The sequence below is a fragment of the Phytohabitans kaempferiae genome, from assembly GCF_042433955.1.
Lineage (GTDB): Bacteria > Actinomycetota > Actinomycetes > Mycobacteriales > Micromonosporaceae > Phytohabitans > Phytohabitans kaempferiae.
Window position 1 is genome coordinate 1 of the sequence record NZ_JBHLUH010000021.1, and the last position, 19487, is coordinate 19487.

The following is a 19487-nucleotide window of genomic DNA, read 5'->3' on the forward strand; positions in this document are numbered from 1 at the left end:
TCGATCATGGAGGCCCTTGCCTGTTTCCGCAGCCCCCTCCCCGCATCACTCGTCTAGCGACGGCACCGAGGCCGCGCTGTCCGCCGTGTACGAGTAGTAGGAGCGCGGGTCGGCCACGGTGCCGCCGCTCTCGCAGGTGCCGGAGCGGACGAAGACGTTGCCCCGTTCGGCGAGGCGGCCGGGCCCCGAGTCGGCGTATCCGCTCACCGAGTGGCAGGGGAAGGCGACGTCCTCGAAGTAGTTCGCCTCCACCAGCACGCCCGCGTTCTCGGTGGATGCGACGCCGTACAGGCCGATGCCGCGGTAGTAGTTGTTGTAGACGTGGACCGGCTCGCCGAAGCGCACGCGGGGGTGGCGCTGGTTGGAGCCGTCGAAGTAGTTGTGGTGGTAGGTGACCTTCAGGTAGCCGATGTCGTCCGGGTACGAGTCGGAGTGGCCGACCAGCATGCTCTTGTCGGTGGCGTGGAAGTGGTTCCAGGAGACGGTCACGTAGCTCGACTGCCGCTTGACGTCGACCGAGCCGTCGAAGCCGGGGTAGAACTCGTTGTGGTCGATCCAGACGTGGTGCGATCCATTGTGGACGCTGATCGAGTCGTCCGACGCGTCGCGGAAGGTGATGTTGCGGATGATGACATTGTGGCCGGGGCGCGTGGTCGTACCGAGTTGGAGGCCGCCGCCCACGATCTCGGCGGTCGATCCGACGCCGATGATGCTCTTGTTGGCCACCACCGTGACCATGTCGTCGACCGCGATGCGGCCGGAGACCCGGATGACGTACGGCGTGTTCGCCCCCGCGTACTGGGCCAGCTCCGCCGCCGTGGTCACGGTGACGGTGGGGCCGCCCGCGCCGCCGGTGGTGCCGTTCTGGCCCAGCGCGTTGACGCTGGCGTGGCCGTCGGCCTGGCCCGGCACCGGCTGCGGCGGCGGTGAGGTGGTCACGCCCGGCGTGGGCGAGGTGGTGGTCGGTGTGGGGCCGGCGGAGTCGGTCACCAGGACGTCGTCGAAGGAGGCGCTGGCGTAGTAGGTGGTCAGCCCGACCCGGCCCGACGTGTACGTCCCGTCCGTGGCGGTCGCGACCAACTGCCCGTCGAGGAAGCCGCGCAGCGTGCTGCCGGACGCTTCGAGGCGCAGCTGGTACCACGTGTTGAGCGACACCGCCGCGGACGCCGACGCCAGCGCGGTGTGCCCGCCCGACCCGCGGCGGCCGAGCTGCACCTGGCCGGTGTTGGTGAGCGCGAGGTAGTAGTAGCCGCTGGTGCTCTGCGCGCGGGCGATGATCCCGGCGTGGCGCGCGCTGCCGTTGAAACCGGTCGGCTTCACCCGCGCCTCGACGGCGTAGTTGGTCCACGAGCTGGTGCCGGCGAGCGCGCGGGCGTCGCTGCCGGTGCCCGACTGGCGGTAGACGGCGGTGCCGTCCGTGACCACGGACCAGCTCCCGCCGGAGCGGGTCCAGCCGTTCGCGCCCGCCGAGAAGTCGGTGCTGTAGAGGGTGGCGGCGTGGGCCGAGTGCACGCCGACGAACACGAGCGCGGCGGCTACCGCGCCGGCGAGGGCCGCGGCGAGCAGCGCCCTCCGTCCTGTGTGGGGCATGGGCGCCTCTCCTAACGATCAGCGTTAACCGTTAGGAAACAACGCTAGGAAAGCCCTTTCCTGCGGTCAAGAGGATCGATGTGCAGGAATGTTGCAGAGATCGCCGTACGGCGGGCCACGGTGTTCGACCGGCGAGTGGGCACCGCCCCGGCCGGACGCTGACGCTCGGGGCCAACGCGGACAGTTGGGTCCTCCAGTCGTCGGCGTCGAGCGACTACGGGCAGGACTCGGTGGTGAAGGCCACCACCGGCACGGTGGCCACCACCACGTCCGGCTCCGGATACCGGGAATGGCCGGTGACCGCCCAGATCGGCGGCGCGTACGCCAACGGCAACTTCGGCGGCGCCGCGTCTAGAGATCGGTTGCGGTCGATGCTCGCGCTTCGCGTCGCGGTTCGATTCCGGTTTGGCAGAGGGGAGCTGCCGCGACGCCCGTCGTGCTCCGGGCCGCTGCTCCCGCAGCCGCACCCTCCGCGTCCCCACGATCCCGACCCGACCCAACGCGGGCGGCCCCGGTCCCGGGCACCATCCTGTGAATCTTGAATTCTCACTCACGGCAAGATGTTGTCCGCGACCAGCCCGGGGTTGCCCCGGGCGGCAGGTCGGGTCCGTGTTCAAGAAAGCTGTCGAGCTGGGCGCGCCAACGCGCCCAACTCGCGCCCAATCGCCGGCACACTCCCTCAGTTGCGCGATCGGTCGGGATAGTTCGTTGGACCGGCGGCCTGGTCCGCCCACCGGGCAGGGCAACCCCCTGGATCAAGACGAGTCACGGCTGCTATTGACGCCACAGGTCGTCTAGATCGGGCAGGCTCGCCGTGATCACTGGGGTGTGGGGCGTTGGCTCGCCGCGCCGGCGTGCGGCCTGATGGCCGGACCTCCACAGCGAAAGCCGCTCAGCGCGCTCGCGCGTGCCCACACCGACCGCTGTTGCCACGCCGCCGCCGGGCCTGGTCGCATCGCAAAAGGGGCTATGTCAGAGACGCAGACCCTCGCGGCCGGTTTGAAAGGACTATGTCCCCGACAACGCCCACGCACACCCCGCAGGATCCGGCGCGGCTGGCCCACCGGCATCCACACCACCAGCCCCAGCATCCGGCGCCCGTCCCAGGGTTGGGCGCACCGGCGCGCCCAGCTCGACAGCTCTCCCACACACGACACCAGGTCCGAGTTCCTGGAGATGGATCTCCTGGTCACTTCGACCGAGCACCAACCTCGTCAACGTTTACGTGAGCGCGCTCCGCAAGAAGCTCGGCGAGAACGTGATCGAGACGCTGCGTGGCTTCGGCTACCGCCTCCGTACATGAGAGTCCTCTCATCGTGGCCTCATCGCGTGATCACGCTGGTCCGTCAGGTTGGGGGCATGACCGAGCGCGGCGAGCGAACCATCGGGCACAGCGTGTCTGGAGCCTCATGCCCGCCCGCGGCGAAGCGAGGACGGACATGAGCGCGCAGAAGGTGGCGACGGGGATCGGGCTGACGGCGCTGGCCGCGCTCCTGACCGGCGTGGGCCTGCCGGCGCTGCTCCCACCCGGCCGGGTCCCGGCCATCGAGATCAAGGTGCCGGCCGCCAGCGAGATCGAAAACGGGCAGAATGAGACGGCACCGCCCAGTGCGGGCACCGTACCCAGGCCCGCCAGCGGAGACGACGACGATGACGATGCCGACGACCGGCCCGCCCGGTCATCAGCCCCCGGGGGCGGCAGCCGACCCGACGACGACGATGCCCCTGCCGGTTCCCCCGAAGACGAACCCGACGAGCCCGACGACGACGCCGAGCCCGACGACTCCGCCGACTCCGGCGATGGGGACGACGGCGATGGGGACGACAGCGACGACGACTGAGCGGCGCTGGCGGCCCCCGCTGGGGCTGCGGCTGCGGCTGCTCGGCTGGGCGCTCGCACTGCTCTCGATCGCCAGCCTCGCCTCCGTGGTGGTGATCCGCCAGGTGCTGCTCAACCAGCTGGAAAACCAGATCACGGCGGACATGCGGCAGGAGGTCACCGAGTTCCGTCGCCTGGTCGACGGGCGCAACCCCACCACCGGGCAGCCGTTCGGCACCGACCTGCGGGCCATCGCCGACACCTACCTGCTGCGCAACGAGCCGCAGCAGGGCGAGGCGGTGTTGATCTTCGTGGACGGGGCGTTCTACCGCGGCACCGAAAGCCCGCCGTACGACCTGGCCGCCGACGCCGCGCTGGTCGCCCGCTGGACCGCGCTCCGCGACAGCACGTACGGCGAGGTCGACGGCGGTCCGGCCGGCGCGGGGCGGTGGCTGGCCGTACCGGTGACCATCGACGGCGCCGTACGCGGGCACGTGGTGGTCGCCGAGTTCGGCGCCGAGCGGCGCGCCGAGATCGACCGGGCGGTGCAGACCATGGCCCTCGCCTGCCTGCTCGTGCTCGTGGTGGTGGCCGCCGGCGGCTACCTCGCGATGGGCCGCGCCCTGCGCCCGCTGCGGCAGGTCACCGAGACCGCCCGGGTCATCGAGGAGACCGACCTCTCCCGGCGGATCGCGGTGACCGCCACCGACGAGGTCGCCGACCTGGCCCACACGTTCAACGCGATGCTCGACCGGCTGGAGGGGGCGTTCGCGGCGCAGAAGGCGTTCGTCGCCGACGCGGGGCACGAGCTGCGTACCCCGATCACGATCGTCCGCGGCCACCTCGAGCTGATGGGCGACGACCCGGCCGAGCGGGCGGAGACGGTCGCGCTGGTCACCGACGAGCTCGACCGCATGAACCGGATGGTCGACGACCTGCTCATGCTGGCCCGCGCCGAGCAGCCGGACTTCCTCCAGCTCGACGGCGTGGACGTGGCGCCGATGATGCACGAGGTGTACGCCAAGGCGGTGGCCCTCGGCGACCGCGACTGGCAGCTCGACGAGGTGGCCGAGGTGACCATCTCGGCCGACCGGCAGCGGCTCACGCAGGCGCTGATGCAGCTCGCCCAGAACGCGGTGCAGTTCACCGCCGCCGGCGACCGGATCACGCTCTCCGCGCGGTCGGAGCACGGGCGGGTCCTGCTGGCCGTACAGGACACCGGGCCGGGCGTCGAGCCGGAAGACCGGGAGCGCATCTTCGCCCGCTTCGCCCGAGGGCGGGACGGGCGGGCGCGCGCCGAGGGCACCGGGCTCGGGCTGGCCATCGTCGCCGCCATCGCGCAGGCGCACCGGGGCACGGTCGCGGTCAACAGCATCCCCGGCGCGGGCGCGACGTTCACGCTGGTGCTGCCCTGGTCGCCGGAGGTGGCCCGGGCGGTGGTCCCGCGGCCCACGCTGCGCGAGCCGGGAGCGCCCCGATGAACCGCATCCTGATCGCGGAGGACGAGCCGCGGATCGCCTCGTTCCTCACCAAAGGGCTGCGCGCGGCCGGATACGTGACGACGGTGGTGGAGACCGGCGTCGACGCGGCCGCGTACGCCCGGAGTGCCGACTTCGACGCGCTCATCCTCGACCTGGGGCTGCCCGGGCAGGACGGGCTGTCGGTACTGGCCCAGATCCGGTCGCGGGGCGAGCGGCTCCCGGTGATCGTGCTGACCGCGCGGGACGCCGTACCTGACCGGGTGACCGGGCTCGACCAGGGCGCCGACGACTACATGACCAAGCCGTTCAGCTTCGAGGAGCTGCTCGCCCGGCTCCGGGCCAGGCTCCGCGACCGTGGCCGGGACACGCCTACCACGCTGCGGGCGGGCGCGGTGGTGATGGACCTCGTGCGGCGTACGGTCGCGGTCGAGGGGCGGCCGGTCGAGCTGACCGCACGGGAGTTTCTGCTCGCCGAGACGCTGATGCGCCATCCGGGGCAGGTGCTCAGCCGCGAGCAGCTGCTCGACCGCGTGTGGGGGCTGGCGCACGACCCCAGCTCCAACGTGGTCGACGTCTACATCGGATACCTGCGGCGCAAGCTCGGCCAGGAGCTGATCCACACCGTGCGGGGCGTGGGCTACCGGCTGCGCGAGCCCTAAGAGGACTCTCACGGTCGGCTCACCGTCCACTCACGACCATGGTGGAACGTGTACGTATGACACGGCTTCTCACCGGTCCGGACGCGGGCGACCTGCTCGGCGTGGCCGTACGCCCCGCCCGGCTCCTCTCCTGGCGGGCCCGCCAGGTGGACAACCAGCCGGGCAAGGGGTGCACGGCCGCGTACGAGGTGCGCGTCCGGTGGCCCGACGGGCGCGACACGCACGAGCGGATGGCGGCCTGCACGGGAGCCATCCCGGCGGGCGTCCCCGTGCTCGACGACGGCACCGAGCAGGTGGGCGTGTGGCGCTTCCCGTACGACCCCGAGCTGCCCGCGCTCGCCGCCGCGGCCGACGAGCACGCGGTCGCCGAGCTGCTCGACGGCTTCGGTTTCGGCGGCGGGCCGGTGCGGCTCACCGTGCGCGCCTACCGTCCCCGCCGGCGCGCGGTCATCGAGGCGGTGGGGGAGCGCGGTCGCCTCTTCCTCAAGGTGGTCCGCCCGGGCCGGGTACGCCGGCTGCACGAGCGGCACCGCATGCTTGTCGCCGCCGGCGTGCCCGCGCCGCCCAGCCTCGGCCACACGCCCGACGGGCTGCTGGTGCTCCAGGCGCTTCCCGGCCGTACCCTCCGGCAGGTCCTGCGCGCCGGCGACCCCGGCCTACCGTCGGGTCAGTCCATACCGGACCTGCTGGACCGGCTCCCCGCGGAGCTGGCGGTGGGCCGGCGACGGCGCACCTGGGCGGAGAAGGCGCCGCATTACGCGGCCGTCGTGGGCGGTGCGCTGCCCGAGGTGGCCGAGCGGGCGGCGGGCCTGGCGGGCGCGATCGCCGCGGCGAGCGGGCGGGGCGAGGTCGCGCCGGTGCACGGCGACCTCTACGAGGCGCAGCTACTCGTGGCCGGCGACCGGATCGCGGGGTTGCTCGACATCGACACGGCCGGGCCGGGCGAACGCCTGGACGACCTCGCCTGCGTGCTCGGCCACCTCTCCGTGCTCGCCGAGCTGTACCGTCCACAAGCGACAGCCATCAACCGGCTCGGCGCGCGGTACCTCGGCGTGTTCGAGCGCGCGGTCGACCCGGCCGCCCTGCGCTACCGCGTGGCCGCCGTGGTGCTGTCGCTGGCCACCGGCCCGCACCGCGTGCAGGAGCCCGGCTGGCCGGCCGCGACCCGCCGCCGTCTCGACCTGGCCGAGCGGTGGGTCGCGAGCGCCCGTACCATGAACGACTCCTCATCTCGCGGCCACGCTCCTCTCACCGGGGTCGCCGAGGCTGGAAGCCACACCGAGAAGGAGGACTGACAGATGCGCGTAAACCGACCGTGGCGGATCGCCGTCGCTGGCGCTGGCGCCGCCGCCATCCTGGCCGGCGTCGCGGGCGCGGCCGCCGCGAGCGACGGCATCCAGCTCAAGGACAAGGTCCAGCCCATCGAGATCGAGAGCAGGACCGACGGGGGTACCGCCGGCGGCGCTGACGACTCGCCGGAGTCGGCCGACAGCCCGGGCGAGTCGCCGTTCGACTCGGCCGGCTCCGCGGGCGACAGCCCCGGCGATCCGAAGTGGACGGACCCCTCGCCCGAATCCGCCGACAGCGCCGCCGAGTCGGCGAACGACTCGCCCGCCCCGGTACGCAAGCCGGCCAAGCCCGCCGCCGACTCGGCCGACTCCCCGGCCGTCCGCCACGGCGGTGGCGGCGACGACTCCGCCGACTCCCCGGCGCCCCGAAAGAAGGGCGGTGGGGGCGGCTCGGCCAACTCCGGTGACTCCGGCAACTCCGGTGACTCCCGCAACTCCGGCGACTCAGGTGGCTCCGCCGACTCCGGCGACTGAGCATTCCCGCCCCTTGCGCCGCGGCCCGACCAACCGGTCGGGCCGCGGCCTTTTGCGGCGCTGGCCTCGCGGAGATGGCTGGGCGGAGACGGATTGCCTGCCCGTTTCGTTGAACACATGCCGCCTGCCCGCCCGTATCAAACGTCAGGGAGTGTGAGCCTGTGACGATGACGAAGACGGTGTCCCCGCCCGTGCCGGCGGCGGCCGAGCCCGAGGTGGGCCGGTCCACGGTGCTGGGGCGGCACCGGCGATGGCTGTACCCGCTGGTCGTGGCGGCGATCCTCGGGCAGATGGCGGTCGCCATGGTCACCGCGGCGGTGCAGCAGACCCCCACGATCGACGAGCCGGTGTACGCCGGCGCGGCCGTGTGGCAGACGCAGGAGCACGACCTGCGGTACAACCCCGAGCACCCCCCGCTCGGCAAGCTGCTCATCGGCGCCGGGCTGGCCTTCTCGGGTGCGGAGGTTGACCCCGGCTTTCAGGGCGACCAGGGCGCGCTCGGCCGCCACCTGCTGTACGAGTCAGGTCACGACGCGTGGCGGCTGATGTTCCTCGCCCGGCTGCCGGTGATCGTGCTGACGCTGCTCTTCGGGCTGGTGGTGCTCGGCTTCGCGCGGGACGTGGCCGGACCGGCAGGCGGGCTCGCCGCCCTCGCCCTGTACGCCTTCTCGCCCGACGTCATCGCGCACGGTTCGCTGGCGACGCTCGACGTGCCGGTGGTCGGCTTCCTGCTCACCGGCGCGTGGATGGCGTGGCGGGCGCGGCAGCGCCCCCGGCTCTACGCGCCCCTCGCCGGGCTCGCCCTCGGTGCGGGACTGGCTACCAAAATGAGCGCCCTCCCGGCCGTACCAGTGCTGCTTCTGCTGGTCGTGCTCTCGGTGTGGGCGGCCGGCGGGCGGACCTGGCGCGCGGCGGCGTGGGGCCTGGGGGCAGCGGGCGGCGCGGCGGTGATCGCGGTGGCCGTGGTGTGGGCGAGCTACCTGGCGGTCGACCCCCGGCTGGCCTGGGTACCGCCGCCGGACGTGCCGGCCAGCGGGGGGCTGCGCGGGCTCGCCGCCGACCTGCTGCCGTTCCCGGAGGCGTACCGGGACGGGCTGCGCATCCAGTTCCGGTTCGAGGACTCGCGGTGGAGCGGCTTCCTCTTCGGCGAGCTGTACAGCGGCGGCCGGTGGTACTACCTGCCCGCCGCGCTGCTGGTGAAGTCGCCGCTCGGCGCGATCGCGCTGTGGCTGGCCGGCGCGGTGACGATGCTGGCGGCGCCGCGGCTGCGGGCGGCGGCGCCGTACGTGCTTGTGCCCGCCGCCGTGCTGCTCGGCGTCGCGATGACCGGCTCGCGCGACTTCGGCACGCGGTACGCGCTGGTGGTGCCGATCTTCCTCGCCGTGGCGGCCGCCGTGGTGTTGACGGTGCGCTGGCGGTGGGCCCGGATCGGCGCGGTGGTGCTGGTGCTGCTGGTGGCGGCCAGCTCGCTGCGCACGTTCCCGTACTACCTGCCCTACTCGAACGAGGCGTTCGGCGGGGCGGCGAGGACCCACGAAAATCTGCACGACTCCAATGTGGACTGGGGGCAGGACCTGGGGCGGCTGACCGACCGGCTGCGCGAGCGGTACGCGGGGGAGCGGGTCTGGCTGGTCTACAAGGGGAGCGGCGTGCCTTCGTGGTACGGCATCGAGGCGTCCGACCCGCTCGCCGTGCCCGCCGGCGAGGTGCGCGGGCTGCTGGTCGTCTCCAACAGCTCGGTCGCCAAGGCCACCGGCCCGCTCGCGGAGCTGATCCGCACGAGCGAGCCGATCGACTCGGTGGGGCACTCGATCACGCTTTACCGACGGTGAGCACGAACTTGCCCCGCGCGTGGTGCTCCTCGACGAACCGGATAGCGTCGGCCGTCTCGCTCAATGGGCAGGAGCGCTCGATCACCGGGTCGAGCGTGCCCGCCGCGACCATCGCGGCCAGCTCGTCCAGCTCGGCGGCGCGGGACGTGCTCACGAGGGGGCGCAGCCGCTGCGACACGAACGGGGCGGTCACCATCGTGCGCAGCAGCCGGGGCATCGGGCCGAGCGACCTGCCGCCGGTGCCGAAGGAGGGGATGTACGTCCCCTTCCGGATGAGGACCCGGCGCATCGCGGCGAGCGACCTGTCGCCGGCCAGGTCGAACACCACGTCGAAGCGGGCGTCGCCGGCCGTGACGTCGTCGGTGGTGTAGTCGACCACGCGGTCGGCGCCGATCGAGCGCACCAGCTCGGCGTTGCGGCCGCCGCAGGCCGCGGTGACGTCGGCGCCGAACGACTTGGCGAGTTGCACAGCGAACGTGCCGACCCCGCCGGAGGCGCCGTTGACCAGCAGCCGCGTGCCCGGCCCCACCTCGCCGAGGCGCAGCCCCTGAAGGGCCGCGACGCCGGAGATCGGCAGCGTGGCCGCCTGCTCGAAGGTGACCCCCTCGGGCTTGGCCGTGAGGTGCCTGGCCGGCGCCACCGCGTACTCCGCGAAGCCGCGCTGGTTGACCTCGGTGAGCACCGCGTCGCCGGGGCGGAACGCGGTCACGCCCGCCCCGACCGCCTCGACCGTGCCGGCGATGGCCCGGCCGAGGATGGTGGCCCGCGGCCGGCGCAGCCCCATCGCCAGCCGGATGGCGTGCGGCTCGCCGCGCAGGGCGGCCCGGTCGCCGAAGTTGAGCGCGGCGGCGTGCACCTTGACGAGCACCTGGCCGCGGCCGGCGGTGGGGCGCTCCACGTCCGCGTAGCGCAGGACGTCGGGGGAGCCGTACCGCTCGTAGACGATGGCCTTCATGACGTGCGCTCCTCTCAGCGCCGGCGGATCGCGCTGATACCGCCGAAGACGGCGTGCAGCAGCGTGCCGATCGAGATTGCGATGATGATGCCGTTGGTCCACCGGTCCGCCGCCGACCAGCCGGCCGCCTCGACAAACGCGGGGTTGAGCAGGTGGTCGTTGGCCGCGATCCAGATGAGCGTGAGCGCGGTGGCGATGTCGGCGAGCGCCCGCCCGACGACGAGCGGGACGGTCTGCCGCGCGTAGTACTTGGTGAAGGAGAGGCCGAGGCTGGCGATCAGCAGGCCGATGAAGACGTAGACCACGCCGGTGTCCCACAGCCAGGGGTCGAGGAAGCCGATCGGGTCGCCGGCGGCGTCGTGCTCGGTGCTGACCCTCGGGGAGATCAGGATCAGCGTCGAGAAGAGCACGGTCGCGACCGTCTCGATGATCAACTCGGCGTATCGCGTGCGCCGGCTGGGCTGCTCGGGAAGCGCCTCGGGCGTCCACTTCTGCACCGGCAGCGCGCGCGGCGTGGGAAACCGCTCGATCGCCGCGAAGAGCAGCGTGGTCCAGAAGGCGACGTGGAGGCCGGCGGTGAGCGCCGCCCCGATCGCCTCACCGGCCACGGCGGAGGCATCGCCGCCGTCGAGCGCCTGCACCAGCCCCACGATCGCGGCGACCGCGGGCACGACCGTGACCAGCAGGGCGCGGAGCAGCCGCGTGTACTCCAGATAGACCCCCGGGCCGATCAGCTGGAGCGGCCGGTCGGCGTAACCGGCGGCCAGCCGTGCCGGGTCGCCAAGGTCGGTGAGGACCGCCGCCTCGGCCTCCGCCGGGTCGGCGCCGGCTTCGAGCCGGTCGTCCACCGCGTCGGCGATCGAGGTACGCAGCTCGCGCTCGATGTCGGGCCGCTGCCGGCTGGGCACGCGGCTGAGGATGGCCTCGATGTAGCGGTCGGTGAGAGTGGTCGTGGTCGCGGTCATGACTCGCCCTTCAAGGTGTGGAACGCGGCGTGCAGCTCGTCCCAGTCGTGGCTCAGCGTGTCGGCGAGCTCTCCGCCCAGCTCGCTGGTGCGGTAGAACTTGCGCGGCCGGGACTCGTCGGTGTTCCAGTCGCTGGTGAGCAGGCCCTGCTTCTCCAGCCGGCGCAGCAGCGGATAGAGCGTGTTGGCGTCGACGGCGAAGCCGCTCCGCTCGAGCAGGTCGAGCAGCGCGTAGCCGTAGTTGGGCTTGCGCAGGATCAGCAGGCAGGCGAGCACAACGGTGCCGCGCCGCAGCTCCTGGAGGTGCGTGGCGAGCAGTTCATCGTCGAGCATGCATCACACGATACTGTGTGCTGCACACTATCGCAAGACGCACATCATTGGACGTGATCCGGTGTTGTGCGACGGGCGCGCTCTGGCGACGGATTTCGCCCTTGCATCCGGTACCGAGGTACGGGTCTACGGTCGGTGGATGACAGACCCTGCCTGGGCGCCGGCCGCGTGTACGCTCCCGACCGCCGACCGCCCCACGCGACTGGCCGAGTTCGACGCCCTCTTCACGACGGCCGTCCACGCGATGAGCCGCCCGTCCCCGACCCGGCTGAGCTTCACGCTCGACCCCACCACCGCCGGCCGCGCGGCCGACCTGGCGGTGCGGGAGAGCGCGTGCTGCTCGTTCTTCACGTTCACCGTCACGGTGGCCGGTGGCGAGGTGACGCTCGACGCCGCCGTGCCCGCGCGGCACCGGGATGTGCTGGACGCGTTGGCGGCACGCGCGGCAGCCGGCTCGGGCCGCGCTTCCGGCGACGCCGCGTGACGCCGGGCTGGCGCCGCCGCCGTATCCGCCGCGGTCTTGGCGGGTCAGTACGATCTTGTCCGTGAGCCTCGCCCGTTCGATCGGTCTGTTCGTGCTGGCCGCCCTCGCCGAGATCGGTGGTGCCTGGCTGATCTGGCAGGGGTGGCGGGAGCACCGCGGCGTGCTGTGGATCGCGGGCGGGATCATCGCGCTCGGGGCGTACGGTTTTGCCGCCAGCCTCCAGGAGGAGGCGCACTTCGGGCGGGTCCTCGCGGCGTACGGGGGGATCTTCGTCGCCGGCTCGCTGGCGTGGGCGATGGTGGTCGACCGCTTCCGCCCCGATCGGTGGGACTTCGCGGGCGCCGCGATCTGCCTGCTCGGCGTCGCCGTCATCATGTACGCCCCGCGCGGCTGAAGGCGTGCCTGCGGCTGAAGGCGTGCCTGCGGGGGAGAGCGCGCGGCTGAGAGACGCGTGCTCAGACGCGGAGGCGGGCCAGTTCGGTGCGCGCGTACTGGACGCGTGGGGTCTCCTGGCCGCCCGATTTCGCCAGCTCGTCGGCGAGGTCGTGGGCGGCCTCCAGCAGGTGTCCGCGGCGGCGGCGCTCGGTGTGGCCGTGCCCCGACCTGCGGTAGGCCTTGCGGGCCTTGCGGTCGCCGGCGAGCGTGTCCAGCTCCTCCCGCGTGATCGTGCCGTCGGCGACCTCGGGCGCCATGACCTCCCGCATGAACGCCCGCTCGCGCGGCACGCTCCACTTGAAGGCCCGGATCACCAGGAAGAACGCCAGCCCGGCCAGCAGGAGCCAGAACACGGGTACGAGCAGCCCGTACGGGCCCACGATGCCGCCGACGTTGTCCCACAGCCCGTGCAGCACCATCGCGCTCGCCATCAGCAGCAGGCCACGCCCGCGCTGGCGGGGCTCGGCGGGGCGGCCGAGGAAGTACACGAGACCGGTGCAGAAGACCGCGCTGTAGAGGATGTGCGCGGCGACCCCCAGCGTCATCCGCGCCACGATCGTGGTGATCGCGTTGCCGAGAGGGTTGGCGCCGAACTGGTCGCCGGCGCTGCTCAGCGCGTACTGGACGTCCTCCAGCAGCTGGAAGCCCAGCCCGATGAACGCGCCCAGCACGAACCCGTCGAAGGCCGTCGCCACCAGCCGAGGCGCCATCGCGATGAGCAGCAGGATGCCGAAGCCCTTGGACAGCTCCTCGGTGAACGGCGCGGTGAGCCCGGCGCCCCAGTCGATCGCCCAGGCCTGGCCGAACGCCTTGCCCCACAACGAGATGACGGACGCGTTGGCGTTGCCCGCCAGCGCCCACGGCGCCGCGAACGCGCCCCACAGAAACGCCACCACGATGAGCTTGCGGGACTGGTGCGCGTACCGGTCGATCCGCTGGGTGAACCACCAGAAGAGCGCGCCGTACAGTCCGAAGAGGACGGTGGCGACGATCAGCACCTCGCCGTACGCGTTGGCCTGGCCGGCGGCGTACCGGAACCAGATCACCGCGCCGGCCCCGACCAGCAGCAGGTAGACCCACATGGCGAGGTTGCGCGGCTGGAAGAAGACGAACCGCGTGCCCCAGCCCGACTCGCGCAGCGCCGCCTGGCGGGCGTCCAGCAGCCCACTCTCCGTGGTCATCGCGGCCCCTCCCGGTCGGCGCCGACGCTCGTGATCATGCTGGCGACGTCCTGCGTGGGCGCGGCGGGCGTCCCGGGCGGCCCGGTGGCCACGACCTCGACGCCGGTGCCGCCGATGACGAACGCGGCGAGGACCCCGGCCGCCGAGCTGCCCCGGTAGCGCGCGATCACGCCCTGGTCGCCGCCGCGCGTCTGGATCGCCGCCACGCCCCCGGTCACGTGCAGCCCGCGCTTGCCGTGCAGCTCGTCGGTGGTCTGCTTGATCTGGTCGAGCAGCGCGAGCGGCGTGCCGGTGAAGCTCCCGGTGCGTACCGACAGCGACATCGGCCCCCGTACCACGGCGGCGGTGGAGGGGGCGCCCGAGCGGGGCTCCTCGCCGCGCAGGATCCCGTCGGTCAGCTCCCAGCCCGTCGCCGGTATGAACTCGATGTCTCCCTGGAGCACCACGACGTCGCCGGGGCGCACCCGCTCGCCGGCGGAGATCGCGTGGTCGACCGTGGGTATCACCAGCGCCAGCACCACCGCCAGCGCGAGCACGACCAGCGCGGGGGCGATCGTGGTGCGGTCGAAGCCGAACCAGCGCCGCTCCACGGGTACCCACGTGTGCGGCGCCCCCGCGTCGAACATCGACCCTCCCATACGCTCGGCGAGCGTGCGAACACACTCCGTAATGGGATAATCCCACCGCTACCGCCTGGGCCACCGAGGAATGACGCGATGAGTACGCCCGGAGGGCCACCGCCGAGGCGCGGTGGCCCTCCTGTCCAGCCCCACGTCAGGCGGGCGCGTTCCACTTCTGGTTGGCCCGCCCGTTGATCACGCGGGAGACCGTGGCGATGGAGAGCCCGGTCTCGGCCGCGACGGCGCGCACGGTGACGCGGGCGCTTTTTGTTACACCGCCTTGTTTCATACTGGCGCAGCACACCGGTCATGTGCGTCGATGTACCCGGCTCACCGGCGGCGGGCTGTCCCGATCGGTACGACCGCGGTCCGCGCCGGCATCGGCACCGGGCGGAGCGTGCCCAGATCGACGCTCCGTTCCCGCCACCACACCGCCGACTCCAGCCGGCGCAGCAGTATCCCCTCGCGCAGCGCCCACGGGCAGACCATGACCCGCCGCAGGTCGAAGAGGTCCATCGCGGTGTGCGCCACCAGCGCGCCGGCCAGCGTCTGGCCCGCGCGCGCCGCCGAGATGCCGGGCAGCCGGGCCCGGTCGGCGGTGGGGAGCCGGGCCAGGTTGGGCAGTTGCCGGCCCAGTGCCTTGCGGTGGAGCAGCCGCTGCACGAACGGTCCGCGCCGCGGCGGCGGGGCGCCGCAGAGCCGGGCCAGCTGGTGGAACGTGCGGGAGGTGGCCACCGCCGTACGTGGCCGGGCCCACCGCAGCCGCTGCGCGAGCCCGCCGAACTCCTCCCGCAGGTACTCGCGGAGCGCCTTGACCTGTCCGGTGCTCGGCGGGTCGCCGGGCAGCCGCTCGCGGGTGAGCCGGCCGGCGCCGAGGGGGAGCGAGACCGCCAGCTCGGCGGTGACGTCCCGTCCGTACGCGACCTCCACCGAGCCGCCGCCGATGTCGAGTACCAGCAGCGGACCGGCCCGCCAGCCCATCCACCGCCGGGCGGCCAGGTAGGTCAGCTCCGCCTCCTCGATCCCGGAGAGCACACCGAGCGTCACGCCCGCGCGGTGGCGTACCGCGGAAAGGGCCTCCTGGCTGTTGGGGGCGTCGCGGATGGTGGCGGTGGCGTACCCGAAAAGCTCCTCGACCCCCATCTCTCGGGCCTGCGCGACGGCGAGTGACACGGCGTCCGACAGCCGCCCGATCGCGGCCTCGTCGAGCATCCCGTCGGGGCCGACCCGCTCGGCGAGGCGGAGCCGGGTCTTCGCCGTGCGTACGGGCAGCGGCATCCCGCCGCTCGTGTCGGCCACCAGCAGGTGGGCCGTGTTCGATCCGACGTCCAGTACCCCGATGCGCATGCGCGTGGTTACCCCTGGCGGAGGCGGCTTAACGCCGGCCCCGGACCTCCGCTGCGACCTGCGCAGACGCGGGGTACCGTGACGTGGCAGGCCGGCGACACCAGGGGGAAGGAGCGGCGCTCATGGGGCATCCCTTCGCCGCGGTGGCCGGGCTCCTCGTGCTGGAGGGCAGCCGGTGACCGCCTTCGACCACCTCGCCCTGCTCTACCGCGACGCCGGCGAGCTGCTGGCCGGCACGCTTTCGTTCGTCCGGGCCGGGCTGGCCGCCAGCGAGCCGGTCGCGGTGGCGGTGCCGGGGGCCAACCTCGACCGCATCCGCGACGGGTTGGGTGCCGACGCCGGGCGGGTGACCTTCCACGACATGACGCGGGCCGGTGGCAACCCCGGCCGCATCCTGCCCGCCGTGCTGCTCGCCTTCGCCAACGCACATCCCGACCGGCCGGTGCGGATTGTCGAGGAGCAGGTCTGGCCCGGCCGCACCCCGCTGGAGTACCCAGCCTGCGTGCAGCACGAGGCGCTGATCAACGCGGTCTTCGCCGGGCGGGCGGCGCGCATCCTGTGCCCGTACGACGTGGCCGGGCTCGCCCCGGAGGCGATCGACGACGCCCACCGCACGCACCCGGCGGTCATCACGCCGGAGGGTCGCGTGGCGAGCCCGCGATACGCCGACCCGGTCGCGCTGGCGGAGAGCTTCAACCTGCCGCTGCCCGACCCGCCGGCCGACGCCACCATGATCGCGGTCGATCTCACCGGGCTGGCGAAGGTGCGCGCCTTCGTGATCGACCTGGCCGAGGCGGCCGGGCTCGGGGCAGACCGCGCCGACGACCTCATGATCGCGGTCAACGAGCTGGCCACCAACACCGTCGCGCACACGCCCGGCCAGGGCACGCTCTCCGCCTGGACCGAGGGCGGCGACCTGGTGTGCCAGGTGCGCGACGGGGGACACATCGCCGACCCACTGGCCGGCCGGGTGCCGCCGCCGCTGACCAGCTCCACCGGCGGGCGCGGGCTGATCCTGGTCAACCAGCTCTGCGACCTGGTGCGCGTGCACAGCCGGCCGGGCGCGACCACGATCCGGCTGCACATGCGCCTCAGCGCACGGTGAGCACCGTCGCCTTCGCGTACACGCCGGTCGTCACGTCGAAGCGCGACTTGAGCATCCGCGCGGCGGCGGGGCTCACCTGACCGCGTCCCGCCAGCGCGTACCACACTCATCGAAATATTTGGTTAAGCCTATTTACTGTTAGGTTTGTTTACCTTATGTTGATGGCCATCAAACCGAGCGGATCCCCCCGAAACCGCCAGATGGGGAAGGACCGCCCACATGAAGTGAGGAGGACTTCATGCGAAGACGCATCACCCTCCCCCTGCTGACGGTCGCCGCCGTCCTGGCCTCGCTCTTCGTGGCCATCACGCCGGCGCAGGCCCACGGGTACATCTCCTCGCCCGCCAGCCGGCAGGCGATGTGTGCCCAGGGCCGGGTCGCCAACTGCGGCGACATCATCTACGAGCCGCAGAGCGTCGAGGCGCCGAAGGGCTCGATGCAGTGCAACGGCGGCGGAAGCCGGTTCGCGGTGCTCAACGACAACAGCCGCAACTGGCCGACGACGTCCGTCGGGCAGAACGTGACGTTCAACTGGGTGCTCACCGCCCGGCACGCCACCAGCACCTGGGAGTACTTCGTCGGTGGGACACGGATCGCCGTGTTCGACGACGGGGGACGCCAGCCGGCGGCGACCGTCTCGCACAACGTCAGCCTCGGCGGGCGCAGCGGCCGGCTGACCGTGCTGGCCCGGTGGAACGTCGCCGACACCGCGATGGCGTTCTACGCCTGCGTCGACCTCCAGGTCGGCGGGGGCGGCGGCAACCCGCCGCCGACGACCCAGCCGCCCGGCCCGGCGTGCGGCACGGCGTGGAGCGCTTCGGCCGTGTACAACGGCGGCGCGATCGTCTCGCACAACGGCCGCCGCTGGCAGGCGCAGTGGTGGACGCAGGGCGAGACGCCCGGCACGACCGGCGAGTGGGGCGTCTGGCGCGACCAGGGCGCCTGCGGCTGACCCGACCCGACCGATCCGGAGCCCGCGCCGCCCCGGGCGTGGCGCGGGCTCCGCACCGGACCACAGCACAAGGAGGTACGCGAGCATGCGACGCACCCTGGTCCTGGCGACCGCCGCGCTCCTCGCCGTGGCGGCGTGCGGCGGCCCGTCCGGCGACCCGCCCCGGAGTGCCGAGCCGACCGGTGCGGCACCCGCCGCGACCAGCGCCGCGGCACCGCTTCCGGACACAGTGGACAGTGAGCGCAACGCGACGGACGTGATGTACCTCCAGATGACGCTGGCGCACCACGAACCCACCGCCGCGCTGCTGGACCTGGGGCGCACCAAGGCGACCCGGGACGACGTACGGGGGCTGGCCGGCGACCTGGCCACCGCGATCGCCGCCGAGACCCGCACCATCACCGGATGGCTGGAGGGCTGGGGCGAGCCGCTCGTCTCCGACGCGCACCCCGACGCGCACGCGGCGCACGGCGGCCTGCCCGTGCTCGGTGACAAGGAGATCGCCGAGCTGGGGCGGATGGGCGCCGAGGGGTTCGACACCGCGTTCCTGAACATGCTGATCGGCCACCAGCACGGCGCCGCCGAACTCGCCCGCATGGAGGCGGCGAGCGGGCAGAACCCCCAGGTGAAGGCGCTGGCCGCCCGCACCGACGAGGCGGTGCGGGCGCAGATCCAGCAGTTGCTCAGGATGGTGGCCGGCTGAGGGTCACCACGTCGAGTTCGTCGCCCCGACGCCGAGGACGATCTGGTCGAACTGGTTGCCGTCGTTGTCGTCGGTGTACGCCACGCTCACCTCGGACCACGGCGAGACCGCGATCGCGATCTGTTCCTGGCGTCCCGCGGTGTCCCGGCTGAACACCTGCGCGTCGAGCCGCCCGGTGCCGGTGCCGTCCGGGTTGCGGCCGGCGATCCACACCTGCGGGTCGGCGCCGGTCACGCTCCAGGCCAGCGCCGTGTTGCCCTGGTCGTCGATGCCGATCCCGGGCGCCACCGCGCCCACGCCGGACGACACCTCCACCTCCTCGTGGCGAGGGCTGCCGGTCGCGGTGAACGAACGGGTCCACACGCCGCGCGTACCGGTGTGGTCGGACTCCCACGCCACGGCGAAGTCACCGCCGAAGTTCGCCGCCACCGCGGGCCGCTGCTGCTGCCCGTCACCGATGCCGTTGGCGAGGCGGCGGGAGAGCGTGACCGCCCCGTTCGCGCGGGCCAGCCGGGTGAGGCCGATGTTGTCGAAGCCGTTGCCGTCGGCGTCCTCCTCCCACACCACCAGCGCCTCGCCGGAGGGGAGCACCGCCACGTCCGGCCGGCGGTGGTCACCGGCGGTCTGGCTGGCCACCACCTCGTACGCCTTGGTGGTGTTGCCGGTGTAGCCGGCCGCCCGTACCGTCGCGGGGTCGGTCCCCTGGATGTCCTCCCACACGACGGTGAACGCGACCGCGGTGGTGCTGCCCGGCACGCCGTCCGGGTCGACCGAGACCTTCGGGAAGACCTGCTGCCCGGTGGCGCTGGCGTTGGCGCGGCCGGAGGCGAGCACCGAGCCGGTGGGGGAGACCACGCGGTACGGGATGTTGTAGTAGCCGTTGCCGTCCGGGTCGTCGGCCCACACCACCACGGCGTTGCCCCGGTCGTCGAGGCCCACGTCGGGAGTGATGTGCTTCCACGCCGTGCCGCTGGTGCCGCCGCCGGAGAGTTTGATCTCGTACACCGGCGTGCCGTTGCGGAACAGCCGCAGGAATATCTCCGAGCGCGTGTCGTCGGCGGGGTTGGTGGCGTCGCGGTCGTCCTCCCAGACGACGGCGACGTGGCCGCTGCGGTTGGCCGCGATGGCCGGCACGTCCTGGTCGCCGGTGGCGACGCTGTTGGCGGTCGACCAGGTCACGGCCTCCACGCCCAGCAGCACGAGA

At 72.9% G+C, this 19487-nt stretch carries 21 protein-coding genes; 12 read left to right on the forward strand and 9 right to left on the reverse strand.

The features are described 5' to 3' along the window. Positions 1-45 precede the first annotated feature (45 nt). Positions 46-1590, reverse strand: coding sequence for a pectate lyase family protein (locus tag ACFFIA_RS13975; RefSeq protein ID WP_377250772.1), 1545 nt, complete (start codon positions 1588-1590; stop codon positions 46-48). Positions 1591-2770: 1180 nt separating this feature from the next. Between ACFFIA_RS13975 and ACFFIA_RS13980 the strand changes: the two genes are divergently transcribed. The 7 genes from ACFFIA_RS13980 (at position 2771) to ACFFIA_RS14010 (ending at position 9204) form a co-directional block, all read left to right on the forward strand. Then, positions 2771-2893 (forward strand): winged helix-turn-helix domain-containing protein, encoded by a 123-nt coding sequence (locus tag ACFFIA_RS13980; protein ID WP_377251249.1) that lies wholly within the window; start codon positions 2771-2773, stop codon positions 2891-2893. A 136-nt stretch (positions 2894-3029) separates the two neighbouring features. After that, the gene (locus ACFFIA_RS13985) at positions 3030-3431 is read left to right on the forward strand and encodes a hypothetical protein (RefSeq protein ID WP_377250774.1); all 402 of its coding nucleotides are present in this window, start codon (positions 3030-3032) and stop codon (positions 3429-3431) included. Continuing rightward, on the forward strand, positions 3406-4890 hold the full coding sequence (locus tag ACFFIA_RS13990) for a sensor histidine kinase (RefSeq protein WP_377250777.1): 1485 nt from the start codon (positions 3406-3408) through the stop codon (positions 4888-4890). The genes ACFFIA_RS13985 and ACFFIA_RS13990 overlap by 26 nt, the downstream gene beginning before the upstream one ends. Beyond that, positions 4887-5549, forward strand: a complete 663-nt coding sequence (locus ACFFIA_RS13995) for a response regulator transcription factor (RefSeq protein WP_377250780.1) — start codon at positions 4887-4889, stop codon at positions 5547-5549. Before ACFFIA_RS13990 ends, ACFFIA_RS13995 begins: the two co-directional genes overlap by 4 nt. Before the next feature lie 56 nt (positions 5550-5605). Beyond that, the gene (locus ACFFIA_RS14000) at positions 5606-6844 is read left to right on the forward strand and encodes a phosphotransferase (RefSeq protein ID WP_377250783.1); all 1239 of its coding nucleotides are present in this window, start codon (positions 5606-5608) and stop codon (positions 6842-6844) included. Between the two features lie 3 nt (positions 6845-6847). Next, positions 6848-7372, forward strand: coding sequence for a hypothetical protein (locus tag ACFFIA_RS14005; protein WP_377250786.1), 525 nt, complete (start codon positions 6848-6850; stop codon positions 7370-7372). A 167-nt stretch (positions 7373-7539) separates the two neighbouring features. Continuing rightward, positions 7540-9204 (forward strand): ArnT family glycosyltransferase, encoded by a 1665-nt coding sequence (locus ACFFIA_RS14010; protein ID WP_377250789.1) that lies wholly within the window; start codon positions 7540-7542, stop codon positions 9202-9204. Here the strand turns inward: ACFFIA_RS14010 and ACFFIA_RS14015 are convergent. From ACFFIA_RS14015 to ACFFIA_RS14025, 3 genes are read right to left on the reverse strand one after another with little or no spacing between them, the layout of a single operon-like run. Next, a complete protein-coding gene (locus ACFFIA_RS14015) occupies positions 9185-10159 on the reverse strand; it encodes an NAD(P)-dependent alcohol dehydrogenase (RefSeq protein WP_377250792.1) in 975 nt (324 codons plus the stop codon). The genes ACFFIA_RS14010 and ACFFIA_RS14015 overlap by 20 nt on opposite strands. A gap of 14 nt (positions 10160-10173) precedes the next feature. Next, positions 10174-11124 carry a permease prefix domain 1-containing protein gene (locus ACFFIA_RS14020; RefSeq protein WP_377250795.1) on the reverse strand — a complete coding sequence of 317 codons (951 nt, stop codon included), beginning with the start codon at positions 11122-11124 and terminating at the stop codon, positions 10174-10176. Continuing rightward, entirely contained in the window at positions 11121-11456 is a 336-nt protein-coding gene (locus ACFFIA_RS14025; protein ID WP_377250797.1) for a PadR family transcriptional regulator, read from the reverse strand. Before ACFFIA_RS14025 ends, ACFFIA_RS14020 begins: the two co-directional genes overlap by 4 nt. Positions 11457-11595: 139 nt before the next feature. On the opposite strand from ACFFIA_RS14025, the gene ACFFIA_RS14030 reads away from it, so the two are divergent. Both ACFFIA_RS14030 and ACFFIA_RS14035 read left to right on the forward strand, forming a co-directional pair. After that, positions 11596-11940, forward strand: coding sequence for a hypothetical protein (locus ACFFIA_RS14030; RefSeq protein WP_377250799.1), 345 nt, complete (start codon positions 11596-11598; stop codon positions 11938-11940). Positions 11941-12001: 61 nt separating this feature from the next. Further along, positions 12002-12334, forward strand: coding sequence for a YnfA family protein (locus tag ACFFIA_RS14035; RefSeq protein ID WP_377250801.1), 333 nt, complete (start codon positions 12002-12004; stop codon positions 12332-12334). A gap of 61 nt (positions 12335-12395) precedes the next feature. Here the strand turns inward: ACFFIA_RS14035 and ACFFIA_RS14040 are convergent, their stop codons facing one another. The 4 genes from ACFFIA_RS14040 to ACFFIA_RS14055 form a co-directional block, all read right to left on the reverse strand. Beyond that, entirely contained in the window at positions 12396-13556 is a 1161-nt protein-coding gene (locus tag ACFFIA_RS14040) for a PrsW family intramembrane metalloprotease (protein WP_377250803.1), read from the reverse strand. Then, the gene (locus ACFFIA_RS14045) at positions 13553-14182 is read right to left on the reverse strand and encodes a hypothetical protein (protein ID WP_377250806.1); all 630 of its coding nucleotides are present in this window, start codon (positions 14180-14182) and stop codon (positions 13553-13555) included. Before ACFFIA_RS14045 ends, ACFFIA_RS14040 begins: the two co-directional genes overlap by 4 nt. Positions 14183-14330: 148 nt before the next feature. Next, positions 14331-14465, reverse strand: a complete 135-nt coding sequence (locus tag ACFFIA_RS14050; protein ID WP_377250808.1) for a hypothetical protein — start codon at positions 14463-14465, stop codon at positions 14331-14333. A 41-nt stretch (positions 14466-14506) separates the two neighbouring features. Further along, positions 14507-15523 carry a Ppx/GppA phosphatase family protein gene (locus ACFFIA_RS14055; RefSeq protein ID WP_377250811.1) on the reverse strand — a complete coding sequence of 339 codons (1017 nt, stop codon included), beginning with the start codon at positions 15521-15523 and terminating at the stop codon, positions 14507-14509. A 175-nt stretch (positions 15524-15698) separates the two neighbouring features. Here ACFFIA_RS14055 and ACFFIA_RS14060 point away from each other — a divergent pair, with 175 nt between their 5' ends. From ACFFIA_RS14060 to ACFFIA_RS14070, 3 genes are all read left to right on the forward strand, one after another. Beyond that, positions 15699-16628 carry an anti-sigma factor RsbA family regulatory protein gene (locus tag ACFFIA_RS14060; protein WP_377250814.1) on the forward strand — a complete coding sequence of 310 codons (930 nt, stop codon included), beginning with the start codon at positions 15699-15701 and terminating at the stop codon, positions 16626-16628. 238 nt (positions 16629-16866) lie between these two features. Continuing rightward, complete coding sequence (locus ACFFIA_RS14065) at positions 16867-17580, forward strand: lytic polysaccharide monooxygenase (RefSeq protein ID WP_377250817.1); 714 nt, start codon at positions 16867-16869, stop codon at positions 17578-17580. 85 nt (positions 17581-17665) lie between these two features. Further along, entirely contained in the window at positions 17666-18283 is a 618-nt protein-coding gene (locus tag ACFFIA_RS14070; protein ID WP_377250820.1) for a DUF305 domain-containing protein, read from the forward strand. 3 nt (positions 18284-18286) lie between these two features. Here ACFFIA_RS14070 and ACFFIA_RS14075 read toward each other — a convergent pair whose 3' ends face one another. Beyond that, the gene (locus ACFFIA_RS14075) at positions 18287-19483 is read right to left on the reverse strand and encodes a hypothetical protein (protein WP_377250822.1); all 1197 of its coding nucleotides are present in this window, start codon (positions 19481-19483) and stop codon (positions 18287-18289) included. Positions 19484-19487 lie beyond the last annotated feature (4 nt).